The following is a 20,686-nucleotide window of genomic DNA, read 5'->3' on the forward strand; positions in this document are numbered from 1 at the left end:
CTCCTTTCAGGCCAGGGCCCGCCGGTCGGGGGGACGCCGCAGCGCCAGGTGGACGCCGAGCGCGACCGCGAGCAGGGCCAGGCCGATCACGACGGGGATGGGTTCCAGGTAGAGGAGGACGAGCGCGGCGCCCGCGCACAGCACCCGCTCGGGCACGCCGGCGCGGCGGATCATCCAGCCCCCCGTCGCCGCCGCGAGCGCGGCGACGGCCACGGCCGACACCGCGAGCGCCACCAGCACCTGGGGCGGCGGGGCCTGCCCGAGCAGTGCCCGCCCGCCGGGGACGAGCACGAACGCGAACGGCACCAGGAACGCGGGCAGGGTGTACTTCCAGGCCATCATCATCGTCTTGATCGCGTCGCCGCCGGTGATCGCGGACGCGGCGACCGCGGCGAGCGCGGTCGGCGGCGTGACCTCGGAGAGCACCGCGTAGTAGAAGATGAACATGTAGGTGGCCTCGGGCGGGACGCCCAGGGTCTGCAGCGCGGGCCCGATGATCACCGCCGCGATGATGAACGACGCGGTCACCGGTACGGCGAGCCCGAGGATGAGCACCGCGACCGCGGCGACCACCGTGGTGAGCACGAGGTTGCCGCCCGCCAGGTCGACGATGATCCGCGACCCCTTCAGCCCCAGCCCGGTGAGCGTCACCACGCCGACGATCACGCCCGCGGCCGCGGTGGTGGCGGCGACCGGCAGCACGCTGAGCGTGCCCGCGGACAGCGCCCGGGCCGTCCGGCGCGGGCCGAGCCGGTGCTCGCGGTCGAGGAAGGAGAGCAGGAACGCGAGCACGGTGGCGTACACGACCGCGCGGAACGGCGACAGGCCGAGCGCCATGAAGACCACGATCGCGATCAGCGACGAGAAGTGGTAGCCGAACCGGGCGAGCAGCCGCCACGCCGAGGGCGTCTCCAGGTCGACCTCGCGGGTGCCGAGCCGCCGGGCGTCGATCTCGATCGCGAGGATGATCCCGAGGTAGTAGAGGATCGTGGGCACGGTGGCGTAGAGCAGCACCGTGAGGTACGAGACCTTGAGGTACTCGGCGATGATGAACGCCGCCGCGCCGAGCGTGGGCGGCGAGAGGATCGCCCCGATGCCCGCCGCGGCGAGGATGCCGCCGCCGCTCTCCCGCGGGTACCCGGCCCGCCGCAGCACCGGCCAGGCGACGCTGCCCAGCGAGACCGCGGTCGCCGTACCCGAGCCGGACACCGTGCCGAGCAGGAAGCCCGCGAGCGTCACGGTACGGCCGGCCGCCGCGCTCGACCGCCGGAACGCGGCGAACGCGATGTTGACGAAGAACGCCCCCGCGCCGGAGTACTCGAGCACCGCGCCGTAGATCGCGAACAGCACGATGTAGGTCGCGGCGACGTCGAGCGGCACCCCGAACAGCCCTTCGGTGCCCATGTAGAGGTGGGCGATGATGCGGTCGATGTCGTACCCGCGGTGCCCGAGCGACCAGTCGACCGGCAGGTAGCCGCCGTAGTAGGCGTACGCGAGGAAGGCGAGGCAGATCGCGGGCAGGATCGCGCCCACGGTGCGCCGGGTCGCCTCCAGCACGAGCAGCAGGCACCCGGCGCCCATCGCCACGTCGAGCACCGTGGGCTCGAAGGTGCGCCGGATGAAGTCGTCGAAGCCGACCAGCGGGTAGGCGCACACCACGAGGGAGAGCCCGGCGAGGATCCAGTCGATGATCCCCGGGTTGTCGTGGCCCTTCGCCGGCGCGGCGGCGGCTTCGGCGGAGCCGGCGGTGGCGCCGCCGGTACGCCGGGGGCGGCGTCGGCGGGGCCGTACCCGGGCGCGGTAGCAGAGGAAGGTGAGCGGCAGCACCGCCGCGAGGAAGCTCATCCGGTACGGCAGCACCTGCACCGGGACGAACACCGCGTACAGCACGTAGACCGACACGCCGAGGGCGACGGCGCCGATGACGCGGGCGAGCGGCCCGCCGAGCCGCCGCGCCGGCCGCTCCTCGTCGAACTCGGCGATGAGCTCCTCCGCGCTGCGGGCGGACGGCTCCTCCGTCCCCTCGCCGGGGATCTGGCGTTCGGCGTCCTGTGCGGCGGATGGCACGGTCCCTCCCGGCTTGGTGCTGCTGTGGGGCGACCCGGTGCACCCCGGGGCAACGGTAGATAGCCGAGGGGACGCCGGCGGAGGCGGCGATGGTTTCTTGAGGAACATTTAGGGTTGCCGCCCCGTGCCCCGTCATGCGGCCGGGACGCGGCCGCGGCGGGGGCCGTCCGCCGGTGGCCGTGAGTGTATTGCCGTGCCTCTTGCCTGGTGTTTTCGCCGTACCGCCGTCCGCCGTCCACCCCGGCGGCGGCCGCGGGTCACCGCTCCTCGCGCCGGGCGCCAGTATTAAATCTTCCCTAAGAGATCACACACTCTCATTGAGGACCGACATATCCGACTTGTACCTTCGCTCCCGTCGGTCCACTGACTGCGAATGACGGGAGGCCGCCATGGTCGCCGTGGCCGAATCTCGCGCTCCTTCTCGGGAATCGACCCGACACCGAACCGATAAGAGGAATTTGGGGTACACGCCCGTCGACCTCGACTCGGTTCCCGAGGTCGGGCGCTTCCTCCGGGAATTGGGGGTCGGCGATTTCCAGCGCGATTCCGTCACGGCGCCGGTCGGCCGTAACGACACCTGGGCCGGGGTCACGGAAAGCGGCCGGAAGGTGTTCGTCAAAAGACTCGAGGGGCCACCGGAGGACGTCGCGGCGCGCATGCGGCGCATGCTCTCCTTCGAGCGGCTCGCCGGCCTGCTGCGCGGCACGCCGTTGCACTCGCCGGTCCTGCTGGGCAGCGACCCGGCCACCCGGCTCGTCGCGTTCGAGTACATCGAGTCGGGGGTGAGCGGCGCCAGGCTGATGGTCGACGAGACCTTCCACGACGGGCTCGCCGCGGCGGCCGGCGAGGCGATCGCGGCGCTGCACGAGGCGGAGCCGCCGGACGGCGAGGAGCTGGACCGCTCACCGCCCGTGCTTCCCGCGTTGCTGCTGCGGCCGGGCGTGGCACTCCAGGCCTACCAGGACTTCAGCTACGCCGAGATCGAGGTCTGGCGGCTGTTGCAGGGCGACCCGCGGTTGCTGGAGGCGATCGCGCGGCTGTGCGCGAGGGAGGCCGCCGCTCCGAAGGTTCCCGCGCACTGCGACCTGCGGGTGGACCAGTTCATCATCGTCCGCGACCGTGTCCACATCACCGACTGGGAGGAGTTCCGGCTGGCCGACGGAGCACGCGACGTCGGTGCGTTCGCGGGTGAATGGCTGTACCGGTCCGTGCTCGACATCGTGACGTCCCGCGGCGATTCCGCCTTCGTCGACCTCGAATTCGACCACCGGACGGTCCTTCGCCGCGGGGCCGAGAAAATCGAACGCCTGAGACCCAAGGTGGAGCATTTCTGGCGCGCCTATCTGCGCGGCCGCGAGCGGATTGACGACGAATTCGCCGAACGCGCCGCGGCGTTCGCCGGTTGGCACATGCTGGATCGGATGATCGCCGGCAGCCCGCAGCGCGGGCGGATTTCGGGAATCGAGAAGGCCGCGGCCGGAATAGGGCGGAAAATCCTTTTGGAACCGGGCAGGTTCGCCGCGACGATCGGCCTGGGAGCGGGAAAATGACGGCCACCGTGAGCGCGCTTCCCGCGGCATTGACGGCCGCCCTGGACGAGGTCCGGGTTTCGGTGGCGGATCTGACCGCCACCGTGTTCGAGCGGAAGGTGACCGCGGACAATCCGCGTGAGCTCCAGTCGCTGCTCGCCTCGGCGCTCTACGACGTCCTGCACGCCGGCATGAAGGGGGAGCCGGCCACCCTGCCGCGACGGCTCCGGGACGCCCGCCTCGAGACGGACCTCGCCGCGGCCGTACCGCACGCGGAGACGACGACCCGGGCGGTGGTGTGCGCGATGCCGGAACCGCCGCCGGTGGCCGTGCCGCCCGCGGAGGCCGAAGCCGGTTCCGCCGCCCATCGGGTGCCCGGCACGGGAGCGGAGACCGAATCCCGGGTGCTGGTCCTGGTGGACGGCCTGCGGGTGTGGGCGCCGAGGGACGCGATCCGGACGGCGGGACCGCCGTGGGCACCCGGCCAGGAGGTCACGCTGGCGATGTCCCCGGCCCGCCCGGCGCTGTCGCCCGGCTTCTTCCTCGTCGACGGCTCCGCGGGGAGCGTGGCGTCGTCCCGCACCCTGCGCGTGTACGTGCACCTGCGCGATCCCCGCAGCGCGGTCGCGGCGTGGGGGCGGGTGCTCACCCTCCTGGAGGAGCGCCGGGTGCGGTACCGCGCGAAGGTGCTCTCCGCACCCGTCATGTATCCGCGGCGCGACGCCATCGTCGTCTACCTGGACTCCGACGGCTGGACCCTCCTCCCCGAGCTCGCCGGGGCGGCCGCCGACGGCCCGGGCGTCGGCGACGACGTCTCGGTCTTCTGCCGCCGGCTCGGCCCCGGGGTCGCCGTCGCCTGGGAGCCGGAGGACGACCGCCCGGCGATGCGCGGGCTGAGCTTCGGCCAGCACCGTGCCGGTGTGCTCGCCCGGGCACTGCTCGACAGCGTCAGGGAGGGCGTCGACCGAGAGCGGAAAATCCTCGCAAGTTTCGCAGAAAGCAACATCGATCCCGCTGATCCCGCTCGAAACACCACCTCGCCCCGGGTGCGCTCCCGCGACGGCGTGATCCTGCTCTGAACGCCCTCGCGCGTATCCCCGGACACGTCCCGAGTTCTCCTCCCGGCACCGCACGAATTCCCGCGCTGAAGCGATTGCAGGGAGTGCGTGCGCGTACTCCCTGCTTTGGCTTCAGCCGATCGAAGAAAGGAGCGACCAATGAAGGGCACGCCGATGATGGAGCTCGTCGCGGGCTACGACGCCTACGCCACCGCCGCCGAGCTGAACATCGAGGCGAGCGTCGACGCCCCGGCCACCTCCCCCGTCTGCGCGGTCTCCGCCGCGAGCTCGAAGTGGTGCGTCAGCGCGCTGATCGGCGCCTCCGCCGGTGCCACCTACAAGGTCGGCTGCTGACCCGGAAAACGGCCTACCGACCACCCTCCGCAGCGGACCAACCCCACGACCGAGAAAGGAGGTGAACACGGATGCAGGCGATGCTGACCGAGGAGCTCGTCACCGGTTACCGGTCGTACGCCGAGGCCGCGGACCTGAACGTCGGCGCGGCCGCCGACGTCCCCGCGTCCTCTCCGTTCTGCGGGTTCGTCGCGAGCTTCATGTTCAGCTACGTCACCACGAACGGTCCGGGCCGGAACAAGGCCGTCGTGTGAACCGTGGGCCGCGGTTCCGCAGCACGCACCTGCGGAACCGCGGCCTCGCGGGAAATCCTACCCGCCGGCGATGAATCGGGAGCGCGCGGAATACCGGACACGAGGAATGTGAGGCAGCAAATGACAGTGAACGGGTCGAGCGTCGAAATCCTGCTCGACATGGCTGATCTCGTCAGGCCCAACGCGGTCCGGGCCGCGGCGGCCCTGAAGCTCGCCGATCACCTCTCCGGCCGCCCGATGACGGCCGGAGAGCTGGCCGAGCGGGCCGGCGCCCACGAGGGCATGCTGGGCAAACTCCTGCGCTATCTCGTCGAGCTCGGCATCCTCGACGCCGACGACGCGGGGCGGTACACGCTCACGGAGCTGGGCGAGCCGCTGCGGCGGGACTCGCCGCAGAGCGTCGGGCAGTACCTGAGCGCGGAGGGGCTGTTCGGCCGGATCGAGCTGGGGCTCGTCGGCCTGCTCCACTCGGTGCGGACCGGCGAGCCCTGCCACGCCGCCGCGTTCGGCCGGGAGTACTGGGACGAGATCAACAACGATCCGGTCTTCGTCCCGGCGCTGGAGGCGGAGGGCAACCAGCAGATCGCCTGGGACGCCGAGCTGATCATCGAGGCCTACGACTGGAGCCGGGCGCGGCGCGTCCTGGACGTCGGCGGGAACGACGGGACCCTGCTCATCGAGCTGCTCACCCGGCACCCGCACCTGCACGGCACCGTGCTCGACCTGCCGAACCTCGCCCGCATCGCGCAGCGGCGGATCGAACAGGCCGGCCTCGCCGATCGCGCCGGCGCCGTCGCCGCCAGCTTCTTCGACCCGCTGCCCACCGGCTACGACGTCTACCTGCTCTCCGGCATCCTCGGCGACTGGAGCGACGAGCGGTCGATCACCATCCTGCGCAACTGCGCGGAGGCCGCCGGCCCCGAGGGCAGGGTGCTCCTCGCCGACATCCACCTGCGGGTCCCCGCCGGGACACCGAACGCGGCCCGCCTCGAGTTGTTCCTCGCCGCCTCGATGCCGCGGCCGTCGCGGTCCGTCGACGAGCTGCGTGAGCTGGGCAGGTCCGCCGGTCTCCGGGTCACCTGGGAGGGGCCGAGCACCCCGGTGCGGTCGCTGCTCGAGTTCTCCCTCGCCGAGACCGCCGCCACGGGCGCCGAGTCCCCCCGGGAGCCCGCCCATGCTTGAGTTCGACGGGCTGACCAAGAGCTTCGCCGGCAGGCCGGTGCTGCGCGGCCTGAGCCTCGCCGTACGGCCCGGCGAGCTCTACGGCTTCTGCGGGGCCAACGGCGCCGGGAAGACCACGGCGATGCGGATCGCCCTCGGCGTGCTCGCCCCGGACGCCGGAGAGGTGCGCTGGGCCGGCCGCAGGGTCGACGCGGACGTGCGCCGCCGCATCGGCTACATGCCCGAGGAGCGGGGCCTGTACGGCAAGATGCGGCCGCGCGACCAGCTCGTCTACTTCGCCAGGCTGAGCGGGATCCGCCCGGACGTCGCCGCGCGCCGCGCGGACGAGTGGCTGGAACGGCTCGGCGTGCGGGTGGGGCCGAAGGACCCGCTGGAGCGGCTGTCGCTCGGCAACCAGCAGCGCGTCCAGCTGATCGCGGCGCTCATCGCCGAGCCCGAGGTGCTCATCCTCGACGAGCCCTTCTCCGGCCTCGACCCGGTGGCGACCGACGCGATGGCCGGCGTGCTCGCCGAGTACCGCGACCGCGGGGTCCCGGTGCTCTTCTCCAGCCACCAGCTCGACCTCGTCGAACGGCTCTGCGACCGGGTGGGCATCATCCGCGACGGCGTGATCGTCGCGGAGGGCACCGTGGCCGAGCTCCGGCGCACCGCCGGCCGCCCCGAGGTGCGGATCACGCTCACCGGCGCCCCGGAGAACTGGGCGCGCATGCTGCCGGGGGTGGACGTCGTCGCCGAGACGGGGGACACCGCCACCCTGCGGACGCGGCCGGACACCGACCTCGGCGAGCTGCTCGACGCCGCCCGGTCCCTGGGCGAGCTCCAGCACTTCGGCCGCCGCGAGCCCTCGCTCGCGGAGATCTTCCGGGAGGCGATGGCGGCATGACGACGAGGCTGACCGACACCGGCGTGCCGGAAACGGCATCCGCCACGGCGCCCTCCCGCCCCGAGGGCCGGGACGGAACCGGCCGCGGCCGCCCCTCGCCGGCCTACCTGATCAGGACGATCGCGCACCGCGAGATCACGGTGCAGCTCCAGCGCACGGAGCTGTGGGTCTCGCTCGTCCTCATGGTCGCGGTGTTCTGCGCCTCGCTCGCGGTCCAGACGCTCTTCGGCGACGACGCGCGCGCGGCGCGGCTCGGCGTCGCCGGCGAGCGGCCGGCGCTCGTCACGGCGCTGCGGGCGCAGGCGATCGAGCCGGTGCCGTACGGCTCCGCGGACGCCGCGCTCGCCGCGGTCCGCGCGGGCGAGGTGGACGCGGCGGTCGTCGGCGGGGGCGAGATCGTCGTCCTGGAGGAGCTGCCGGAGCGGCTCGCCGCGCCGCTCCGCCTCGCCCACCGGGAGGCCGTGATCGCGGAACGGCTGCAGGACTCCGGCCTCCCCGCGGCGCAGGTCGCGGCGGCGTTCGACGTGGCCCCGCCCGCGGTCCGGGCGCTGGAGCCGGAGGCGGGACGCGCCTCGCAGCGCACGATGACCGCCGCCATGGGGGTCATGGTGCTCTTCTTCCTGATGTTCATGTTCGGCCAGGGCATCGCCCAGGGCGTGCTCGAGGAGAAGTCCAACCGGATCGTCGAGCTGCTGCTGGGGAAGGTCCGCCCCGCCCAGCTGCTGGCGGGCAAGGTCCTCGGCATCGGCACGGTCGCACTGGCCCAGATCACCCTGATCGCGACGAGCGGGGTGGCGGTCGCCCTGCTCACCGGGCTCGTCGACGTCCCGCGGGACGCCATCGGCACCGCGGCGCTGGTCGTCGCCTGGTTCGTCCCCGGCTACCTGCTGTTCGCCACGCTCTGGGCGGTGGCCGGCTCGCTCGTCTCCCGCCAGGAGGACATCCAGCACGCGGCGGGCCCGGTCAGCTTCCTGCAGAGCATCGCCCTGCTCGCGGCGCTCGCGCCGTTCTCCGGGGCGAACGACACCCTGACCCGCGTCCTCTCGCTCGTGCCGGGGCTGTCGTCGTCGGTGATGCCGGTCCGCATGGCGGCCGAGCCGGTGCCGTGGTGGGACGTCGCCCTCGCGGTGGCGCTCACCGTGGCGGCGATCGCGGCACTGCTGCGGGTGGGCGCACGGATCTACAGCGGAGGACTGCTGCGGCACGGCGGGATCGTCAAGGTCGGCCAGGCGCTGCGCGACTCCCGGGAAGGCGGGATCTGGTGAGAGTGGTCAACGACGCGAATCTGGACGAACGGCTCCCCGGCGGCGAGCTGAAGATCATGCGCGCGCTGTTCGCCGGCAAGGCCGCCCACGCGGTGGCGATCGGCGCGCTCGCGGTCCTCTCCACGGCGGGCACCCTCGCGCTCCCCCTGGTGGTCGCGCGGCTGCTCGAGGCGGTCCAGGAGAACCGGGGCATCGCCGGGCCGGCGATGATCATGGTCGCGGTCGGCCTGGGCGCCGCCGTCGCCGGGACGCTCGCGACGTACCTGCTGTCGCGGCTGGCGGAGCGGCTCATCTGCCGGCTGCGGATCCAGACCATGCGCAAGTCGCTCGCGCTGCGGCTCTCCGACGCCCGCCGCGAGGGCAGCGGGAACCTGGCGACGCGGCTCGCCGCCGACGTCTTCCAGCTCAAGGGCGCGATCGACATCGGGCCGATCCAGCTCCCGATGGCCCTCGTCACCCTCGCCGGCACCTTGGTGATCATGGGCTTCCTCGACTGGGTGCTCCTGCTGATCACACTGGGCGGCTTCCTCACCGCACTGTGGATCGTCGCCCTCGTGGTCGTGGGGCTGCGGCGCAAGTTCCAGGCGCTGCAGGTCAACCTCGGCGAGCTGGTCGAGCGGTTCGTCGGCGTCATGGACGCCCTGCCGATCATCAAGGCGTACCGGGCCGAGGACCGGGTGGCGCGGGACCTCGCCGGCCGGGCGGAGCACCTGGCGCGGCTGGGCGTGCAGACCGCCCGCATGGAGTCCCTCATGGTCCCGGCGATCAACCTGGGGCAGCACATCGCCCTCCTCACCGTGCTCATCGGCGGGGGCGCGCGCCTGCTCGCCGGCCACCTCACCCTCGCCGACTTCGTCGCGTTCCTCCTCTACCTCCTCCAGCTCACCGCGCCGCTGATCATGGTGGCCTCGGGGGCCTCCAACATCCAGGCGGGGATGACCGCCCGCCGCCGCTTCAACGACCTGTTCGCCCTCCCGTCCGAGGACGACGGCACGGCCGGCGCGGCGGGGCCGGACGCGGCATCGCGCGGGTGGCACCCCGACCCCACGGCCCCGGCCGTACGGTTCGAGCGGGTCTCCTTCTCCTACGGCGACGAGCCGGTGCTCCGTGACGTGAGCCTCACGGTCCCCGCCGTCGGGCTCACCGCGATGGTCGGGCCGTCCGGTGCGGGCAAGTCCACCGTGCTGGCGCTGGTCGAGCGCTTCGTGACCCCCGGCGAAGGCCGGGTGGAGGTCTTCGGCCGGGACGCGGCCGGGCTCACCTCCGCCGAGCTGCGCGGCCGGATCGCCTACGTCGACCAGTCCTTCACGCTGCTGCGCGACACCGTCCGCGCCAACCTCACCCTCGGGCACGACGGCCCGGTACCCGACGAGGCGCTGCTCCACGCCCTCCGCAAGGTGGGCCTGGAGGAGGAGGTGCTGCGGCTGCCGGACGGGCTCGACACCGTCATCGGCGGCGAGAACGACCTGTCCGGCGGCCAGCGCCAGCGCCTCGCCCTGGCCCGGGCGATCCTCGCCGACACCCCGCTCGTCCTGCTCGACGAGCCGACCTCCCAGCTCGACAGCGTCAACGAGGTCCGGCTCCGCCAGGTCGTGGACGACCTCGCGCGGGACCGCGCGGTGCTCGTCGTGGCGCACCGGCTCTCCACCGTGCAGCACGCCGGCCAGGTGATCGTCCTCGACCGCGGCCGGGTCCTCGCCGCCGGCACGCACGACGAGCTGCTGTCGGGCTGCGCCGCGTACGCGGAGCTGGTGAACGGGCAGCTGCTGGGGTCCGCGGAGGCCGTGCTCACCGCGGGGGAGGGCCCCGAGACGGAGAGCGCCGGGGCCCACGAGGCGGGGCGACCGGCGGTCGCGCGGCAGGGAGTGTGATCCGCATGCCGACCTTCTCCGTGCTGGTGCCGTTCATGCCGGCCCGGCCCGAGCAGGTGCTGCCGCTCGCCGCCCTGGTACGGCACAGCGCCGCCCACCGGCTCTGGCAGGGGCAGTCGCTGCTCGTCGAGCCGCACCAGGCCTTCACCCACGTCGCGGCCTCCGGCTTCCGGGTGCCGTGCGGGACGGGCGTGACGCTCATGCCGTTCCGGCACCCGCTCGAGGCCGCGCTGCAGGCGCGGTCGGTCGCGATCGCCACCGGTCAGCCGACGGTGGCCGGGTTCGGGCCGGGCGCGACCGTGCTGCAGCGGAGCATGCTCGGCGCCCCCTACGCCAGCCCGCTCACCGCGGTGCGCGAGTACCTGACCGTGGTGCGCGGCCTGCTCGAGGGGCGGCCGGTGGAGCTCGAGGGCGAGTACTACCCCTGCCGCGTCCACATGGGCTGGCCGCCGGTTCCCGGGATCGAGCTGGGGCTGGGCGTGCTGCGCCCGGCGATGGCCCGGCTCGCCGGGGAGATCGCCGACGTCGCCATCACCTGGCTCACCCCGCCCGGCTACCTGCGCGAGGTGATCGTGCCCGCACTGCGCGCCGGCGCAGAGCGGGCCGGGCGCTCCGCGCCCCGCGTCGCGGCGATGGTCCCGGTGGCGCTCGCCGCCCCCGGCCGGGACCCGGTCGACCTCGTGCTCGCCGGGAACTCGGGCCACCTGGCGATGCCGCACTACCAGGACATGCTCCGCCGATCGGGGGTCGAGGTCGACCCGGAGGACCCGGCCGTGACGGCGAAGGGCGTGCTGGAGAGCCGGGCCTTCGTCTTCGGCGGCCCGGACGAGCTGCGGGACGCCGTGGCGGAGTACGCGGACGCCGGGGTGGACGAGATCGTGCTGAACGTCACCGGCGTCTGCCAGCGGTACGGCCTGCCCGTCGCGCAGGCGGAGCTGGAGACGATCCTCGCGGAGGTGGCCGCGTGACCGCGCTCCCCGACGGCCACGAGCCCGTCCCCGAACTCGGGATCTCGCGCCTGCTGCTCGTCGTCACCGGTGCGGTCGCCGCGGCGCACACGCCGTTCTGGCTGGAGTGGCTGCGCGGCGCGCACCCGGACGTGGAGATCCGGGTGGTGCTCACCCGCAGCGCCCGGCGGTTCGTGACGCCCGCCGCGCTCGCCGCCCACGCCGGCGGCGAGGTGTTCCTCGACGCCTGGCCCGAGGACGAGGCCGCCGCCCGGCACGTCGAGTGGCAGCAGTGGGCGCAGGCCATCGTGGTCTACCCGGCCACGCTGAACTTCATCGCCCGGTTCGCCCTCGGCCTCGCCGACACGCCCGCGCTGCTCGCAGCGCAGTGCGCGACCGTGCCCGTCGTGCTCGCGCCCGCGCTGCCGCCGAACGGTCTCGACAGCGCCGCCTACCAGGCGCACTGGACCGCGCTGCAGGGCCGCCGCAACGTCGCCGTGGCCCCGCCCCGGCCCGGGCTGAGCGCGACCACCGGGCGGCACGACGCGTGGGCGCCCGCGTTCCTGCCCGACGTGCTCAAGCTGGTGGAGCGGTGCCGCGCGGAGCTCGCCGCCGAGCCGGACGCGCCGTCGCCGGTGGTCTCCCTGGCGGACGGGATGCGCCCATGACGGCCCCCGCGGTCGCCGCCGCCCCGGTGGACGAGTTCGGCACCGGGCTGCTGCGGACCACGATCACGACGGACGGGGCGGGCGGGTTCGTCTGGATCCGCCGTCCCGGCCCGCTCGCCCCGGCGCCGTTCACCCCCGCCGACCCGGAGCTCGCCCCGCGGATCGCGGCGCTGCGGCCCGCGGCCGGGGTACGGCTCGTCCCCGGCACGGCCCGGGGCGAGGCACGGGAGTACCGCGTCGCGGGCGCGGGATCGCTCGCCGGGCACCTGCTCCGCGACGGCGTCCACCCGCGCCTCGCGCCCGCGCTCCGCGGCCTGGGGGCCGCGCTCGCCGCGCTGCACACGCTCCCGCCGCCGGCGTCCCGGCCCGCCGTACCGTCCCGCGGCCTGGCCCGGCTCGACGCCTGGCTGCGCGGCCGGGCGCCGCAGGCGTGGGCCGCCCAGGCGGCCGCGGTGCTGCGGGAGCGGCTCGGCCCGGACCGCTGGGCGGCGCTGTGCTCCTGGGCGGCGCGGGGCGTGGGGGACGACGACGTGGTGCTCGCCCACGGCGCCCCCGGCCTGGGCTCGGTGGTGTGCGCCCCGGGATCCGGCGTCACCGAGATCCTCGTCGGCGAGGACCTCTGCGCCGCGCCGCGGCACACCGACCTCGGCTGGGTGATCGGCGAGCTGGTCGAGCTCTCCTGGCGGCTCGGCGGGGACGCACGGACCTGGCAGGGCCTCACCGACGCGCTGCTCGAGGGGTACGGCCGCGGCCCGGGCGTGCCGTGGAACCACCTGGCGGCGGTCCGCATCGCCCTGCACCTGCACGACTTCACCGCCTACGTCGCGTGGGACCCCGCCGAGTGCGAGCGGTACGCGCACTTTCTCGGTTATCTCATCGACCTGTGACATGGAGGTGCCGCGCCGATGACCGGCGGCCGGGAACCGATCGGGATGACCCTGTCCAACGGCCTGCGCGTGCTGGTGGCGCCGTGGCCGGGCACGCCGCGGGTCGCGGTGGCCGTGCACTACCGGGTCGGGTTCCGCAACGAGCCGCCGGGTCGGCAGGGCTTCGCGCACCTTTTCGAGCACCTGATGTTCCGGGGCAGCGCGAGCCTGCCGGACGGCCGGTTCTTCGACCACGTGTACCGGCTCGCCGGCACCGCCAACGGCACCACCCATCAGGACTTCACCGACTACTACCAGGTGCTTCCGTCGGCCGCGCTGGAGCAGGCGCTGTTCAGCGAGGCCGACCGAATGCGGGCGCCGCGGTTCACCGCGGCGAACCTCGCCGAGCAGCTCGCCGGGATCGAGCAGGAGATCCGCCAGGCCGTCGTCGAACGGCCCTACGGGGGTTTCCCCTGGCCGCTGCTGCCCGGCGTGCTCTACGACACCTTCGCCAACGCGCACGACGGCTACGGGGACGTGGCGCTGCTGCGCCGTACCACGCCGGACGACTGCGCCGAGTTCTTCGACGCCCACTACGCGCCGGGCAACGCGGTGCTCACCATCGCCGGTGACGTCGACCCGGACGCGGCTCGCATCCTCGTCGAGCGCCACTTCGGGGACATCCCCGCGCGTCCGGTACGGCCCGCGCCGGATCTCCGGGAGCCCGCGCCCCGGGCCGACCGGTGGGTCGTCTGCGGCGAGCCCGGCGTGCCCGCCACCGCGGTCGCGCTCGGCTACCGGCTGCCGGACCCCGCCGGGGACCTGCCCGGCTACCTCGCCCACGTGGTGCTCGCCCGGCTGCTCACCCGGCACGGCCTCGCCCGGCCGTACGGGCCACGCCTCGACGCGAGCTGCGGCTTCTTCGGCATGCTCGCCGCGAAGGACCCGGACACCCTGGTCATCGCGACGCTGCCGGCGCCCGGGGTCACGCCGGAGCGGCTGGTGGCCGCGGTGGACGAGCGCTGGGACGAGTGGGCCGACCCCGGCCGCATCGCCGGCCCGGTGGCCGAGGCCGTCCGCGGCCTGTGCGCCGAGCACCACCGGCGGCACGGCGACCTGGAGGCCCGGTGCCGCGCCCTCGGCCGGCTGGAGGCGCTCTTCGGCCGGGCCGGGCTGCTCGACGAGCTGCCCGGCCTGCTCGCCCGGGTGACGCCCGAGCAGGTCGCGCGGGCGGCCCGGGGGCTGCGCGCCGCGCACAAGGCGGTGCTCGTCATGGAGCCGGCCGGGCGCCGGACCCGGCCCGGTCCCGCCGTGCCGGTCGCGGGCACGCCGGCCCCGGCCGCGCGCCGCGGCGCCGCCGAGCGGCTCGGGCGCGCCGCCGTACGGCCGATGCCCCCCGCCGGGCCACAGCGCGACCCCCGGCTGCAGGGGCTGTGCGAGACCGTGATCGCCAACGGCCTGCGCGTCGTCGCCGTCCGCGATGCGCGGGTGCCCCTGGTCGAGCTGCGGCTGCGCATGCCGCTCGGGACGCCCGGCTGGGCCCGTCCCGAGCGGGTGGACGCGCTCGCCGCCCCCGACCGCGTGCGGGCGTCCCGGTCGGCCCGGGCGTTCGGCGGCGAGTTCGACCTGTCCACCGACGGGCAGTGGCTGGACGCGTCCGGCTACGCGCCCTCCGGGGCGCTCGACGACTGGCTCGGCGTGCTCGCCGGCCTGCTGCTCGCGGCGGAGCCCGCCGAGCCCGTCCCGCCGCCGGCATGGCACGACCCCGACCGCGTCGGGGACGCCGCGCTGCGCCGCCACTGGCTCGGCGGGTCCGCCGGGCACGACGACGACCTCGCCGGGCTGCGCCGTTCCGTGCTCGACCCGGCCGCCGCCTGCCTCGTCGCCGTCGGCGATCTCGACCCGGAGGAGTTCCCGGCGCACGCGGAGAAGGCGCTGCTCGGCTGGCGGGCCCCGGACGGTCCGCCGCGCCGCCCGCTCACCCTGCACGGCACCGAGGATCTGCTCCTCGTGCGCCGGCCCGGGCTCGCCGCGGCCCGCCTCACCCTGTGCGCGGTGCGTCCGTTCGACGGCCCCGCCGAGGCGGCGCGCTACCTCGCCACGGCGATCTTCGGCGGCTACGCGCGCTCCCGGCTGGTGACGCGCATCCTCGGCCGGGACCGGGTGGAGTACGAGGCCTACGCCGGGCGGGACGTCATCCTCGACACGCACCGGGCCTACGTGCGGGCGCTCGTCCCGAACGCGCTCGTCCCGGCCGCGCTCGCCGACATCCGCGCCGAGATGCGCAGGCTCGCCGCCGATCCGCCCGGCGCCGCCGAGACGGCCGCGGCCCGCGACCACTGCCTCGCGCAGCTTCTGTCGGCGTTCGATTCCCCCCGTCTCCTCGCCGACCTGATCTGCCAGGCGGTCTCCTTCGGGCAGGGGGCCGACTGGCTGGAACGGCTGCCCGGCCTCCTGCGCGCGGTGCCGCCCGCGGACGTGGCGAGGGCCGCGGTGGAGCTGTACGGCACCGGCCGCCCGGGCGGCGTGATCGTGGGTGACGTCGACGAGGCGCTCCTCGCCTCCGGCGCCGACCTGAGGATCGTGCCGCTGTCCTCCGGGCCCGGCCGCGCCGCCGCGATGCCGTGACGCCGTCGTGACACCTGCCGCGCCCGGCCGTGCCGGCCAGGCCGGCGGGCCGTGCGTGCGTGCGGGCGTCGTGGATCGCCTCACCCGATCGGCTGCCTCTGGTTCCGTCGTGCTCCTTCATCGATACGTAGTACGCCATTGATGGGATGTAGTAGAACTGCTACATTCCTGAGTATGACTTCGGCGATCACGATCCGCGGGCTGCGGATGCGGTACGGCACGACCGAGGTGCTGCGCGGGGTGGACCTCGACGTCGAGCGGGGCGAGATCTTCACGCTCCTCGGCCCGAACGGGGCGGGGAAGACCACGACGATCGAGATCCTCGAGGGCTTCCGGAACCGGTCCGCGGGCGAGGTGCGCGTGCTCGGCGTCGACCCGGAGCGCGGCACCGACGCCTGGCGGGCGAAGCTCGGCATCGTGCTCCAGTCCTGGCGCGACCACGCCAGATGGGAGACCCGCCGGCTGCTCGCGCACGTGGCGGAGTTCTTCGACGACCCCTACGACGTCGACGAGCTGCTCGAGGCGGTCGGCCTCACCGAGCAGGCGGACCGGCGGGTGGGCCGCCTGTCGGGCGGGCAGCGGCGGCGGCTCGACGTCGCGCTGGGCATCATCGGCCGCCCCGAGCTGCTGTTCCTCGACGAGCCGACCGCCGGGTTCGACCCGGAGGCGCGCAGCGAGTTCCACGAGCTCATCACCAAGCTCGCGGCACGGGACGGCATCACCGTGCTGCTCACCACCCACGACCTCGCCGAGGCCGAGAAGCTGGCGCACCGGACGGCGATCCTCGTGCGCGGCAGGGTGGCCGTCTGCGGGACGCCGGGCGAGCTCGCCGCGGCCGTACAGGCGCCCTCCCGGGTCGAGTGGCTGGAGAACGGCCGCCCGCAGAGCGTGACCACGTCCGATCCGTCGCAGGTGGCGTGGGAGCTGCACCAGCGGTTCGGCGGCCCGGTGCCGGGGCTCGTCATCCGTCGCCCAACGCTCGAGGAGAGCTACCTCAACCTGGTCGGGAGGGAATCGTGAACCGCAAGGCCGTCCGCATCGGGATACGGCGCGGCTGGATCGAGCACACGTACCTGATCAAGGACCCCAAGGAGCTCATCGGCACCCTGGTCAGCACGGTGGGGTTCTTCACCGCCATGATCCTGTGGATCGGCGACACGCCGATCGAGGGCACGAACGTCACCGCCACCACGTACATGACGGCGGGCCTGCTCGCCTTCGTCGTCTTCGGCACCGGGCTGTTCACCCTGCCGACGGCCCTCGCCACCGACCGGGAGGACGGCACGCTGCTGCGGCTGCGCGGCCTCCCGGGCGGGATCCCGGCCTACCTCGTGGGGCGGGCGACCACCCTGCTCTGCCAGATCGCCGTGCAGAGCGTGCTCATCATGGCCACCGCCCTGGTCGTGGGCGGGGTGGGCGCGCCGCGCGACTGGCTCACGCTGGTCTGGGTGCTGGTGCTCGGCACGGTCGCGGTCGTGCCCCTGGGGGCGGCGATCGGCTGCATGTTCCCCAACCCCAAGGCCGCCGCCGGCGTCCTCGTCCTGCCCGCGATGGGGCTCATGGCCGTCTCGGGCGTGCTCGTGCCCACGTCCTACCTGCCCGAGATCGTCCGCGCGATCGCCCAGGTGTTCCCGCTCTACTGGCAGGGGCTCGGCCTGCGCGCGGCCCTGCTGCCCGAGTCCGCGGCGGCGGCCGAGATCGCGGGGAGCTGGCGGCTTCCCCAGGTCGCGGGCGTGCTCGCCGCCTGGGGCATCGCCGGCATGCTGATCGCGCCCTCGCTGATCCGCCGGGTGACCCGGCGGGAGTCCGGGTCCCGGCTCGCCGAGCGGCAGCTCGCCGCGGCGGGGAACTGAGGCCGGAGGCGCGATGACCGGGGAAGCCGTGCACAACCGCATCGCGGTGCTCCGGGCCGAGCGGGGCGTCTCCCGGCGGCAGCTCGCCGACGCGCTCGGCATCCACTACCAGACCGTCGGCTATCTGGAGCGCGGCGAGTACAACCCCAGCCTCTTCCTCGCCCTCAAGATCGCCGACTTCTTCGAGGTCCCGATGGAGGTCGTGTTCTCTCTCCACCCGTTCCCGCTGCTCGGAAGCGAGGGGATGACGCGATGAACGAACTGAGCCCGAGGCAGGTCGAGGAGCTCAAGAGCACGATGCCGCCCGCCTGGTACGGCACGCGCCGCGGACGCCGGACGGCGGCGGGGATGGGCGTGGCCGCGCTCGCGCTGGTGTGGGCGATCCCGTTCACGTCCTGGGCGCTGGGGCCGGGATCCACGGCGTCGTGGACCACGCTCGGCCTCATCGCCGCCGCCCTGCTGATCTACTGCGGGGTGCTCGCGGTGCTCGTCGCGGCCACCGACGGCGCGGTCACGCGGGACGAGCGCAAGCTCGACGAGCGCCAGCTCGCGGAACGGCGGCGCATCGACGCCGTCGCCCACCGGGTGAGCGCGCTCATGCTCGGCACCGCCGCCCTGCTCGTCGCCGCGTTCGGGGCGACCGACCACGTCCTCACGGTCCCGACGCTGGCGGCCTTCATGTACGTCGGCGCGGCCTGGGCGAGCCACAAGGTGATCCCGCACATCGTCGCCTGCTGGCTGCTGCCGGACGCGCCCGGCGACGAGTGACCCGTCCCGCCCGCGACATCGTCGAAGCGGCCGGTCAAGGGTAGGTAAGGCACGGGAGGCGGCAATGCGGAGGCGTCTGCTCATCATCGTCCTGGGCCTCACCGCCGGTCTGGTGGCGGCGCTGGGGCTTCCGCTGGTGCACACCGCGGTCGAGGAGGAGTCCCGCAGGTTCTTCCTCGGCCGCGCCGACGACACCGCGCGGTTCGCCGACGAGGCGGAGTGGGCGCTCTCCACCGGCCGCACCCGGTACCTCACCGCGAGCCTGACGCGCTACGACGAGCTGTACGGCACGCCGGTGCTCGTGACCGGCGAGGACGGCCTCGTCATCTGCTCGTCCCGCGAGGGCCTGACCGCGAAGCTCCCCGGCGTGGGCGGGCCCCTCCGGCGCGCGCTCGCCGGCCAGCCGACCCGGCGGCACCACACCCTCTGGCCTTGGGACGACCGGCCGTACGTCATCGCCGAGCCGATCGTCCGGGACAGCCGGGTGCTCGGCGCGGTGGTGACGGTGTCCGACACCGCGTCACCACGGGCGATCATCCGGGACCGCCTGATCGTGCTCGGGCTCGGGGTGGTCGCGCTCACCGCGGTGGCGCTGGTCGCGGCGGCGCTGATCGTGCGCTGGGTGCTGCGGCCGGTGCGCACCCTCGACCGGGCGGCCCACGCGGTGGGATACGGCACGCACCCGGTGCGGGTCGCCGACTGCGGCGGCCCGCCGGAGCTGCGGCGGCTCGCGGCGAGCTTCAACGCGATGGCGGAGAACATCGCCGCCGCCGCGCGCAACCAGCGCGCCTTCGTCGCCCAGGCCACCCACCAGCTGCGCAACCCGCTCACCGCGCTGCGCATCCGGCTGGAGAACGTCGAGTGGCACCTGCCCGGCGACGACGCCGAGGGCCGGGAGGAGCTGCGCATGGCGCTGGGGGAGGTGGACCGGCTCGGCGACGTGATCGACTCGCTGCTCCAGCTCGCGCGGGCCGAGGCGGTGGAGGCGGTGCCCGCGCCGGTGGACGTCTCGGCGGTGGCGCGGTCCCGCGCCCGGGCCTGGCATGCCGCCTACGCCCGCACCGGCACCCGGCTCACCGTCGACGTGCCCGACGGCGTCACCGCGCTCTGCCTGCCCAACCTGCTCGGGCACGCGCTCGACGTGCCGCTCGACAACGCGCTGAAGTACGCCCGCGGCTGCTCGGTCGCGCTCACGGTACGGCGGGGCGACGACGGCTGCGCAGAGATCCGGGTGCGCGACACCGGGCCGGGGCTGCCCGCGGACGAGCTCGCCCACGCGGGCGAGCGGTTCTGGCGCAGCGTGCGCCACCGGGACGTGCCCGGGACCGGCCTGGGCCTGGCCACGGCGCGCACCCTGATCGAGGAGAGCGGCGGAACCCTGGAGCTGTCCCCGGCGGACCCCACCGGGCTGCAGATCCTCATCCGCCTGCGCCCGGCCGACGAGGCGATCGCGGTGCCGGGGCCGCGCGAGGCGCCCGAGCGCGACGGCGCGCGGGCCGGCCGGTCGCCCGGCGGTCAGTAGTGGTTCTCCCGGTACCAGCGCACCGCCCCGGGGTGCAGGTCGAGCGGGTGGGTGCGGATCGCCGCCCACTGGCCCAGGCGGTGGCCCTCCGGATGGGCCCGCGCCAGGTCCGGCTGCCGCTCGAAGAGCACCTTGGTGATCCAGTAGGCGGTGTCCTGCGGCATGTCCCGGGAGACGACGAGGTAGTTCGGCACGCTCACCGTGGTCACCGCGCTCGACAGGCCGTACACCGAGGCGGGCACCGTGGTCTCCCGGTAGAGATCGCCGTAGGTGCGCATGAGCGGCCGGGCGACCTCCTGCAGGTCGATGAGCCGCACGTCCACCCGCCGGCTCAGCTCGGCGATCGCGCCGCTGGGCAGGCCGCCGCTCCAGAAGAAGGCGTCGATATCGCCCGCCGCGAGGGCCTGCGCCGACGCCTGGATGTCCATGTGCCGGCGGACCGCCGCGTCACCGACCCCGGACAGGGCGAGGATGCGCTCGGCCACCACCGCGGTGCCGGACGCCTGGGCGCCGATCGACACGCGCCGTCCCGCGAGATCCCGCACCGTGCGCACCGGGCCGTCGGCCCGCGCCACGAGCTGCACGTAGTTCTCGTAGAGGTTGGCGAGCGCGACGATCGGCCGCGGCTCGCGGAACGGCGGCCAGCCCGCGACCGCGTCGGCCGCGACGTCCGCGAGGGTGAACCCGACCTCGGCCTTGCCCGCGGCGACGAGCTCGATGTTCTCCACCGAGCCGTCGGTGAGGATCACCTCGGCCGTCGTGCCGGGCATGGTCGTGCGGATCGCGTGGGCGAGGCCGGTCCCGTACACGGCGTAGACGCCGCCCGCGTTGCCGGTGCCGATCCTGATCGTGCCCTTGGGGGCGGGCACCTCGCCCAGGGCCTGGCAGCCGCCGAGGAGCAGGACGAGCAGCGCCGTCCACCACACCAGCCTGCGCATGAGCGGGACTCCCGTTCGCGTCGAACGCCTCAG

The 20,686-nt window shown here is 74.4% G+C and carries 19 protein-coding genes; 17 read left to right on the plus strand and 2 right to left on the minus strand.

The window, feature by feature from the left end; translation table 11 throughout:
• Positions 1-6: 6 nt before the first annotated feature.
• Positions 7-2,067 carry a TRAP transporter permease gene (locus tag FHX40_RS05110; RefSeq protein ID WP_211350165.1) on the minus strand — a complete coding sequence of 687 codons (2,061 nt, stop codon included), beginning with the start codon at positions 2,065-2,067 and terminating at the stop codon, positions 7-9.
• Between the two features lie 389 nt (positions 2,068-2,456).
• Here FHX40_RS05110 and lxmK point away from each other — a divergent pair, with 389 nt between their 5' ends.
• The 17 genes from lxmK (at position 2,457) to FHX40_RS05195 (ending at position 19,715) form a co-directional block, all read left to right on the plus strand.
• Positions 2,457-3,617, plus strand: a complete 1,161-nt coding sequence (gene lxmK / locus FHX40_RS05115; RefSeq protein WP_142258543.1) for a class V lanthionine synthetase subunit LxmK — start codon at positions 2,457-2,459, stop codon at positions 3,615-3,617.
• On the plus strand, positions 3,614-4,675 hold the full coding sequence (locus FHX40_RS24950; protein ID WP_170198719.1) for a T3SS effector HopA1 family protein: 1,062 nt from the start codon (positions 3,614-3,616) through the stop codon (positions 4,673-4,675). Before lxmK ends, FHX40_RS24950 begins: the two co-directional genes overlap by 4 nt.
• Before the next feature lie 138 nt (positions 4,676-4,813).
• Positions 4,814-5,008 carry an LxmA leader domain family RiPP gene (locus FHX40_RS05125; RefSeq protein ID WP_142258544.1) on the plus strand — a complete coding sequence of 65 codons (195 nt, stop codon included), beginning with the start codon at positions 4,814-4,816 and terminating at the stop codon, positions 5,006-5,008.
• A 71-nt stretch (positions 5,009-5,079) separates the two neighbouring features.
• On the plus strand, positions 5,080-5,262 hold the full coding sequence (locus FHX40_RS05130) for an LxmA leader domain family RiPP (protein ID WP_142258545.1): 183 nt from the start codon (positions 5,080-5,082) through the stop codon (positions 5,260-5,262).
• A 159-nt stretch (positions 5,263-5,421) separates the two neighbouring features.
• Positions 5,422-6,444 (plus strand): methyltransferase, encoded by a 1,023-nt coding sequence (locus FHX40_RS05135; protein ID WP_211350167.1) that lies wholly within the window; start codon positions 5,422-5,424, stop codon positions 6,442-6,444.
• The gene (locus FHX40_RS05140) at positions 6,437-7,327 is read left to right on the plus strand and encodes an ABC transporter ATP-binding protein (protein WP_142258547.1); all 891 of its coding nucleotides are present in this window, start codon (positions 6,437-6,439) and stop codon (positions 7,325-7,327) included. Before FHX40_RS05135 ends, FHX40_RS05140 begins: the two co-directional genes overlap by 8 nt.
• The gene (locus FHX40_RS05145) at positions 7,324-8,592 is read left to right on the plus strand and encodes an ABC transporter permease (protein ID WP_142258548.1); all 1,269 of its coding nucleotides are present in this window, start codon (positions 7,324-7,326) and stop codon (positions 8,590-8,592) included. Before FHX40_RS05140 ends, FHX40_RS05145 begins: the two co-directional genes overlap by 4 nt.
• On the plus strand, positions 8,589-10,463 hold the full coding sequence (locus tag FHX40_RS05150) for an ABC transporter ATP-binding protein (RefSeq protein ID WP_211350169.1): 1,875 nt from the start codon (positions 8,589-8,591) through the stop codon (positions 10,461-10,463). Before FHX40_RS05145 ends, FHX40_RS05150 begins: the two co-directional genes overlap by 4 nt.
• A 5-nt stretch (positions 10,464-10,468) precedes the next feature.
• Positions 10,469-11,431, plus strand: a complete 963-nt coding sequence (locus FHX40_RS05155; protein ID WP_142258549.1) for an LLM class flavin-dependent oxidoreductase — start codon at positions 10,469-10,471, stop codon at positions 11,429-11,431.
• Entirely contained in the window at positions 11,428-12,078 is a 651-nt protein-coding gene (locus FHX40_RS05160; protein ID WP_142258550.1) for a flavoprotein, read from the plus strand. Before FHX40_RS05155 ends, FHX40_RS05160 begins: the two co-directional genes overlap by 4 nt.
• A complete protein-coding gene (locus FHX40_RS05165; protein WP_142258551.1) occupies positions 12,075-12,965 on the plus strand; it encodes an aminoglycoside phosphotransferase family protein in 891 nt (296 codons plus the stop codon). The genes FHX40_RS05160 and FHX40_RS05165 overlap by 4 nt, the downstream gene beginning before the upstream one ends.
• 45 nt (positions 12,966-13,010) lie before the next feature.
• Positions 13,011-15,572 (plus strand): M16 family metallopeptidase, encoded by a 2,562-nt coding sequence (locus FHX40_RS24955; RefSeq protein ID WP_170198720.1) that lies wholly within the window; start codon positions 13,011-13,013, stop codon positions 15,570-15,572.
• A gap of 174 nt (positions 15,573-15,746) precedes the next feature.
• On the plus strand, positions 15,747-16,592 hold the full coding sequence (locus FHX40_RS05175) for an ABC transporter ATP-binding protein (RefSeq protein WP_142258552.1): 846 nt from the start codon (positions 15,747-15,749) through the stop codon (positions 16,590-16,592).
• Positions 16,589-17,425, plus strand: coding sequence for an ABC transporter permease (locus tag FHX40_RS05180; RefSeq protein WP_142258553.1), 837 nt, complete (start codon positions 16,589-16,591; stop codon positions 17,423-17,425). The genes FHX40_RS05175 and FHX40_RS05180 overlap by 4 nt, the downstream gene beginning before the upstream one ends.
• Positions 17,426-17,438: 13 nt before the next feature.
• Entirely contained in the window at positions 17,439-17,681 is a 243-nt protein-coding gene (locus FHX40_RS05185; protein ID WP_142258554.1) for a helix-turn-helix transcriptional regulator, read from the plus strand.
• On the plus strand, positions 17,678-18,193 hold the full coding sequence (locus FHX40_RS05190) for a hypothetical protein (RefSeq protein ID WP_142258555.1): 516 nt from the start codon (positions 17,678-17,680) through the stop codon (positions 18,191-18,193). Before FHX40_RS05185 ends, FHX40_RS05190 begins: the two co-directional genes overlap by 4 nt.
• 64 nt (positions 18,194-18,257) lie before the next feature.
• Positions 18,258-19,715, plus strand: coding sequence for a HAMP domain-containing sensor histidine kinase (locus tag FHX40_RS05195; RefSeq protein ID WP_142258556.1), 1,458 nt, complete (start codon positions 18,258-18,260; stop codon positions 19,713-19,715).
• Here the strand turns inward: FHX40_RS05195 and FHX40_RS05200 are convergent.
• Positions 19,709-20,653, minus strand: a complete 945-nt coding sequence (locus FHX40_RS05200) for a TAXI family TRAP transporter solute-binding subunit (RefSeq protein ID WP_142258557.1) — start codon at positions 20,651-20,653, stop codon at positions 19,709-19,711. The two genes, FHX40_RS05195 and FHX40_RS05200, sit on opposite strands and share 7 nt — an antisense overlap.
• Positions 20,654-20,686: the final 33 nt, after the last annotated feature.

Source organism: Thermopolyspora flexuosa (assembly GCF_006716785.1).
Lineage (GTDB): Bacteria > Actinomycetota > Actinomycetes > Streptosporangiales > Streptosporangiaceae > Thermopolyspora > Thermopolyspora flexuosa.

Coding starts and splice junctions, on each gene's coding strand:
- lxmK (WP_142258543.1), top strand. CDS start 2,457: ATGGTCGCCGTGGCCGAATCTCGCGCTCCTTCTCGGGAATCGACCCGA.
- FHX40_RS24950 (WP_170198719.1), top strand. CDS start 3,614: ATGACGGCCACCGTGAGCGCGCTTCCCGCGGCATTGACGGCCGCCCTG.
- FHX40_RS05125 (WP_142258544.1), top strand. CDS start 4,814: ATGAAGGGCACGCCGATGATGGAGCTCGTCGCGGGCTACGACGCCTAC.
- FHX40_RS05130 (WP_142258545.1), top strand. CDS start 5,080: ATGCAGGCGATGCTGACCGAGGAGCTCGTCACCGGTTACCGGTCGTAC.
- FHX40_RS05135 (WP_211350167.1), top strand. CDS start 5,422: ATGGCTGATCTCGTCAGGCCCAACGCGGTCCGGGCCGCGGCGGCCCTG.
- FHX40_RS05140 (WP_142258547.1), top strand. CDS start 6,437: ATGCTTGAGTTCGACGGGCTGACCAAGAGCTTCGCCGGCAGGCCGGTG.
- FHX40_RS05145 (WP_142258548.1), top strand. CDS start 7,324: ATGACGACGAGGCTGACCGACACCGGCGTGCCGGAAACGGCATCCGCC.
- FHX40_RS05155 (WP_142258549.1), top strand. CDS start 10,469: ATGCCGACCTTCTCCGTGCTGGTGCCGTTCATGCCGGCCCGGCCCGAG.
- FHX40_RS05165 (WP_142258551.1), top strand. CDS start 12,075: ATGACGGCCCCCGCGGTCGCCGCCGCCCCGGTGGACGAGTTCGGCACC.
- FHX40_RS24955 (WP_170198720.1), top strand. CDS start 13,011: ATGACCCTGTCCAACGGCCTGCGCGTGCTGGTGGCGCCGTGGCCGGGC.
- FHX40_RS05175 (WP_142258552.1), top strand. CDS start 15,747: ATGACTTCGGCGATCACGATCCGCGGGCTGCGGATGCGGTACGGCACG.
- FHX40_RS05185 (WP_142258554.1), top strand. CDS start 17,439: ATGACCGGGGAAGCCGTGCACAACCGCATCGCGGTGCTCCGGGCCGAG.
- FHX40_RS05190 (WP_142258555.1), top strand. CDS start 17,678: ATGAACGAACTGAGCCCGAGGCAGGTCGAGGAGCTCAAGAGCACGATG.
- FHX40_RS05195 (WP_142258556.1), top strand. CDS start 18,258: ATGCGGAGGCGTCTGCTCATCATCGTCCTGGGCCTCACCGCCGGTCTG.
- FHX40_RS05200 (WP_142258557.1), bottom strand. CDS start 20,653: ATGCGCAGGCTGGTGTGGTGGACGGCGCTGCTCGTCCTGCTCCTCGGC.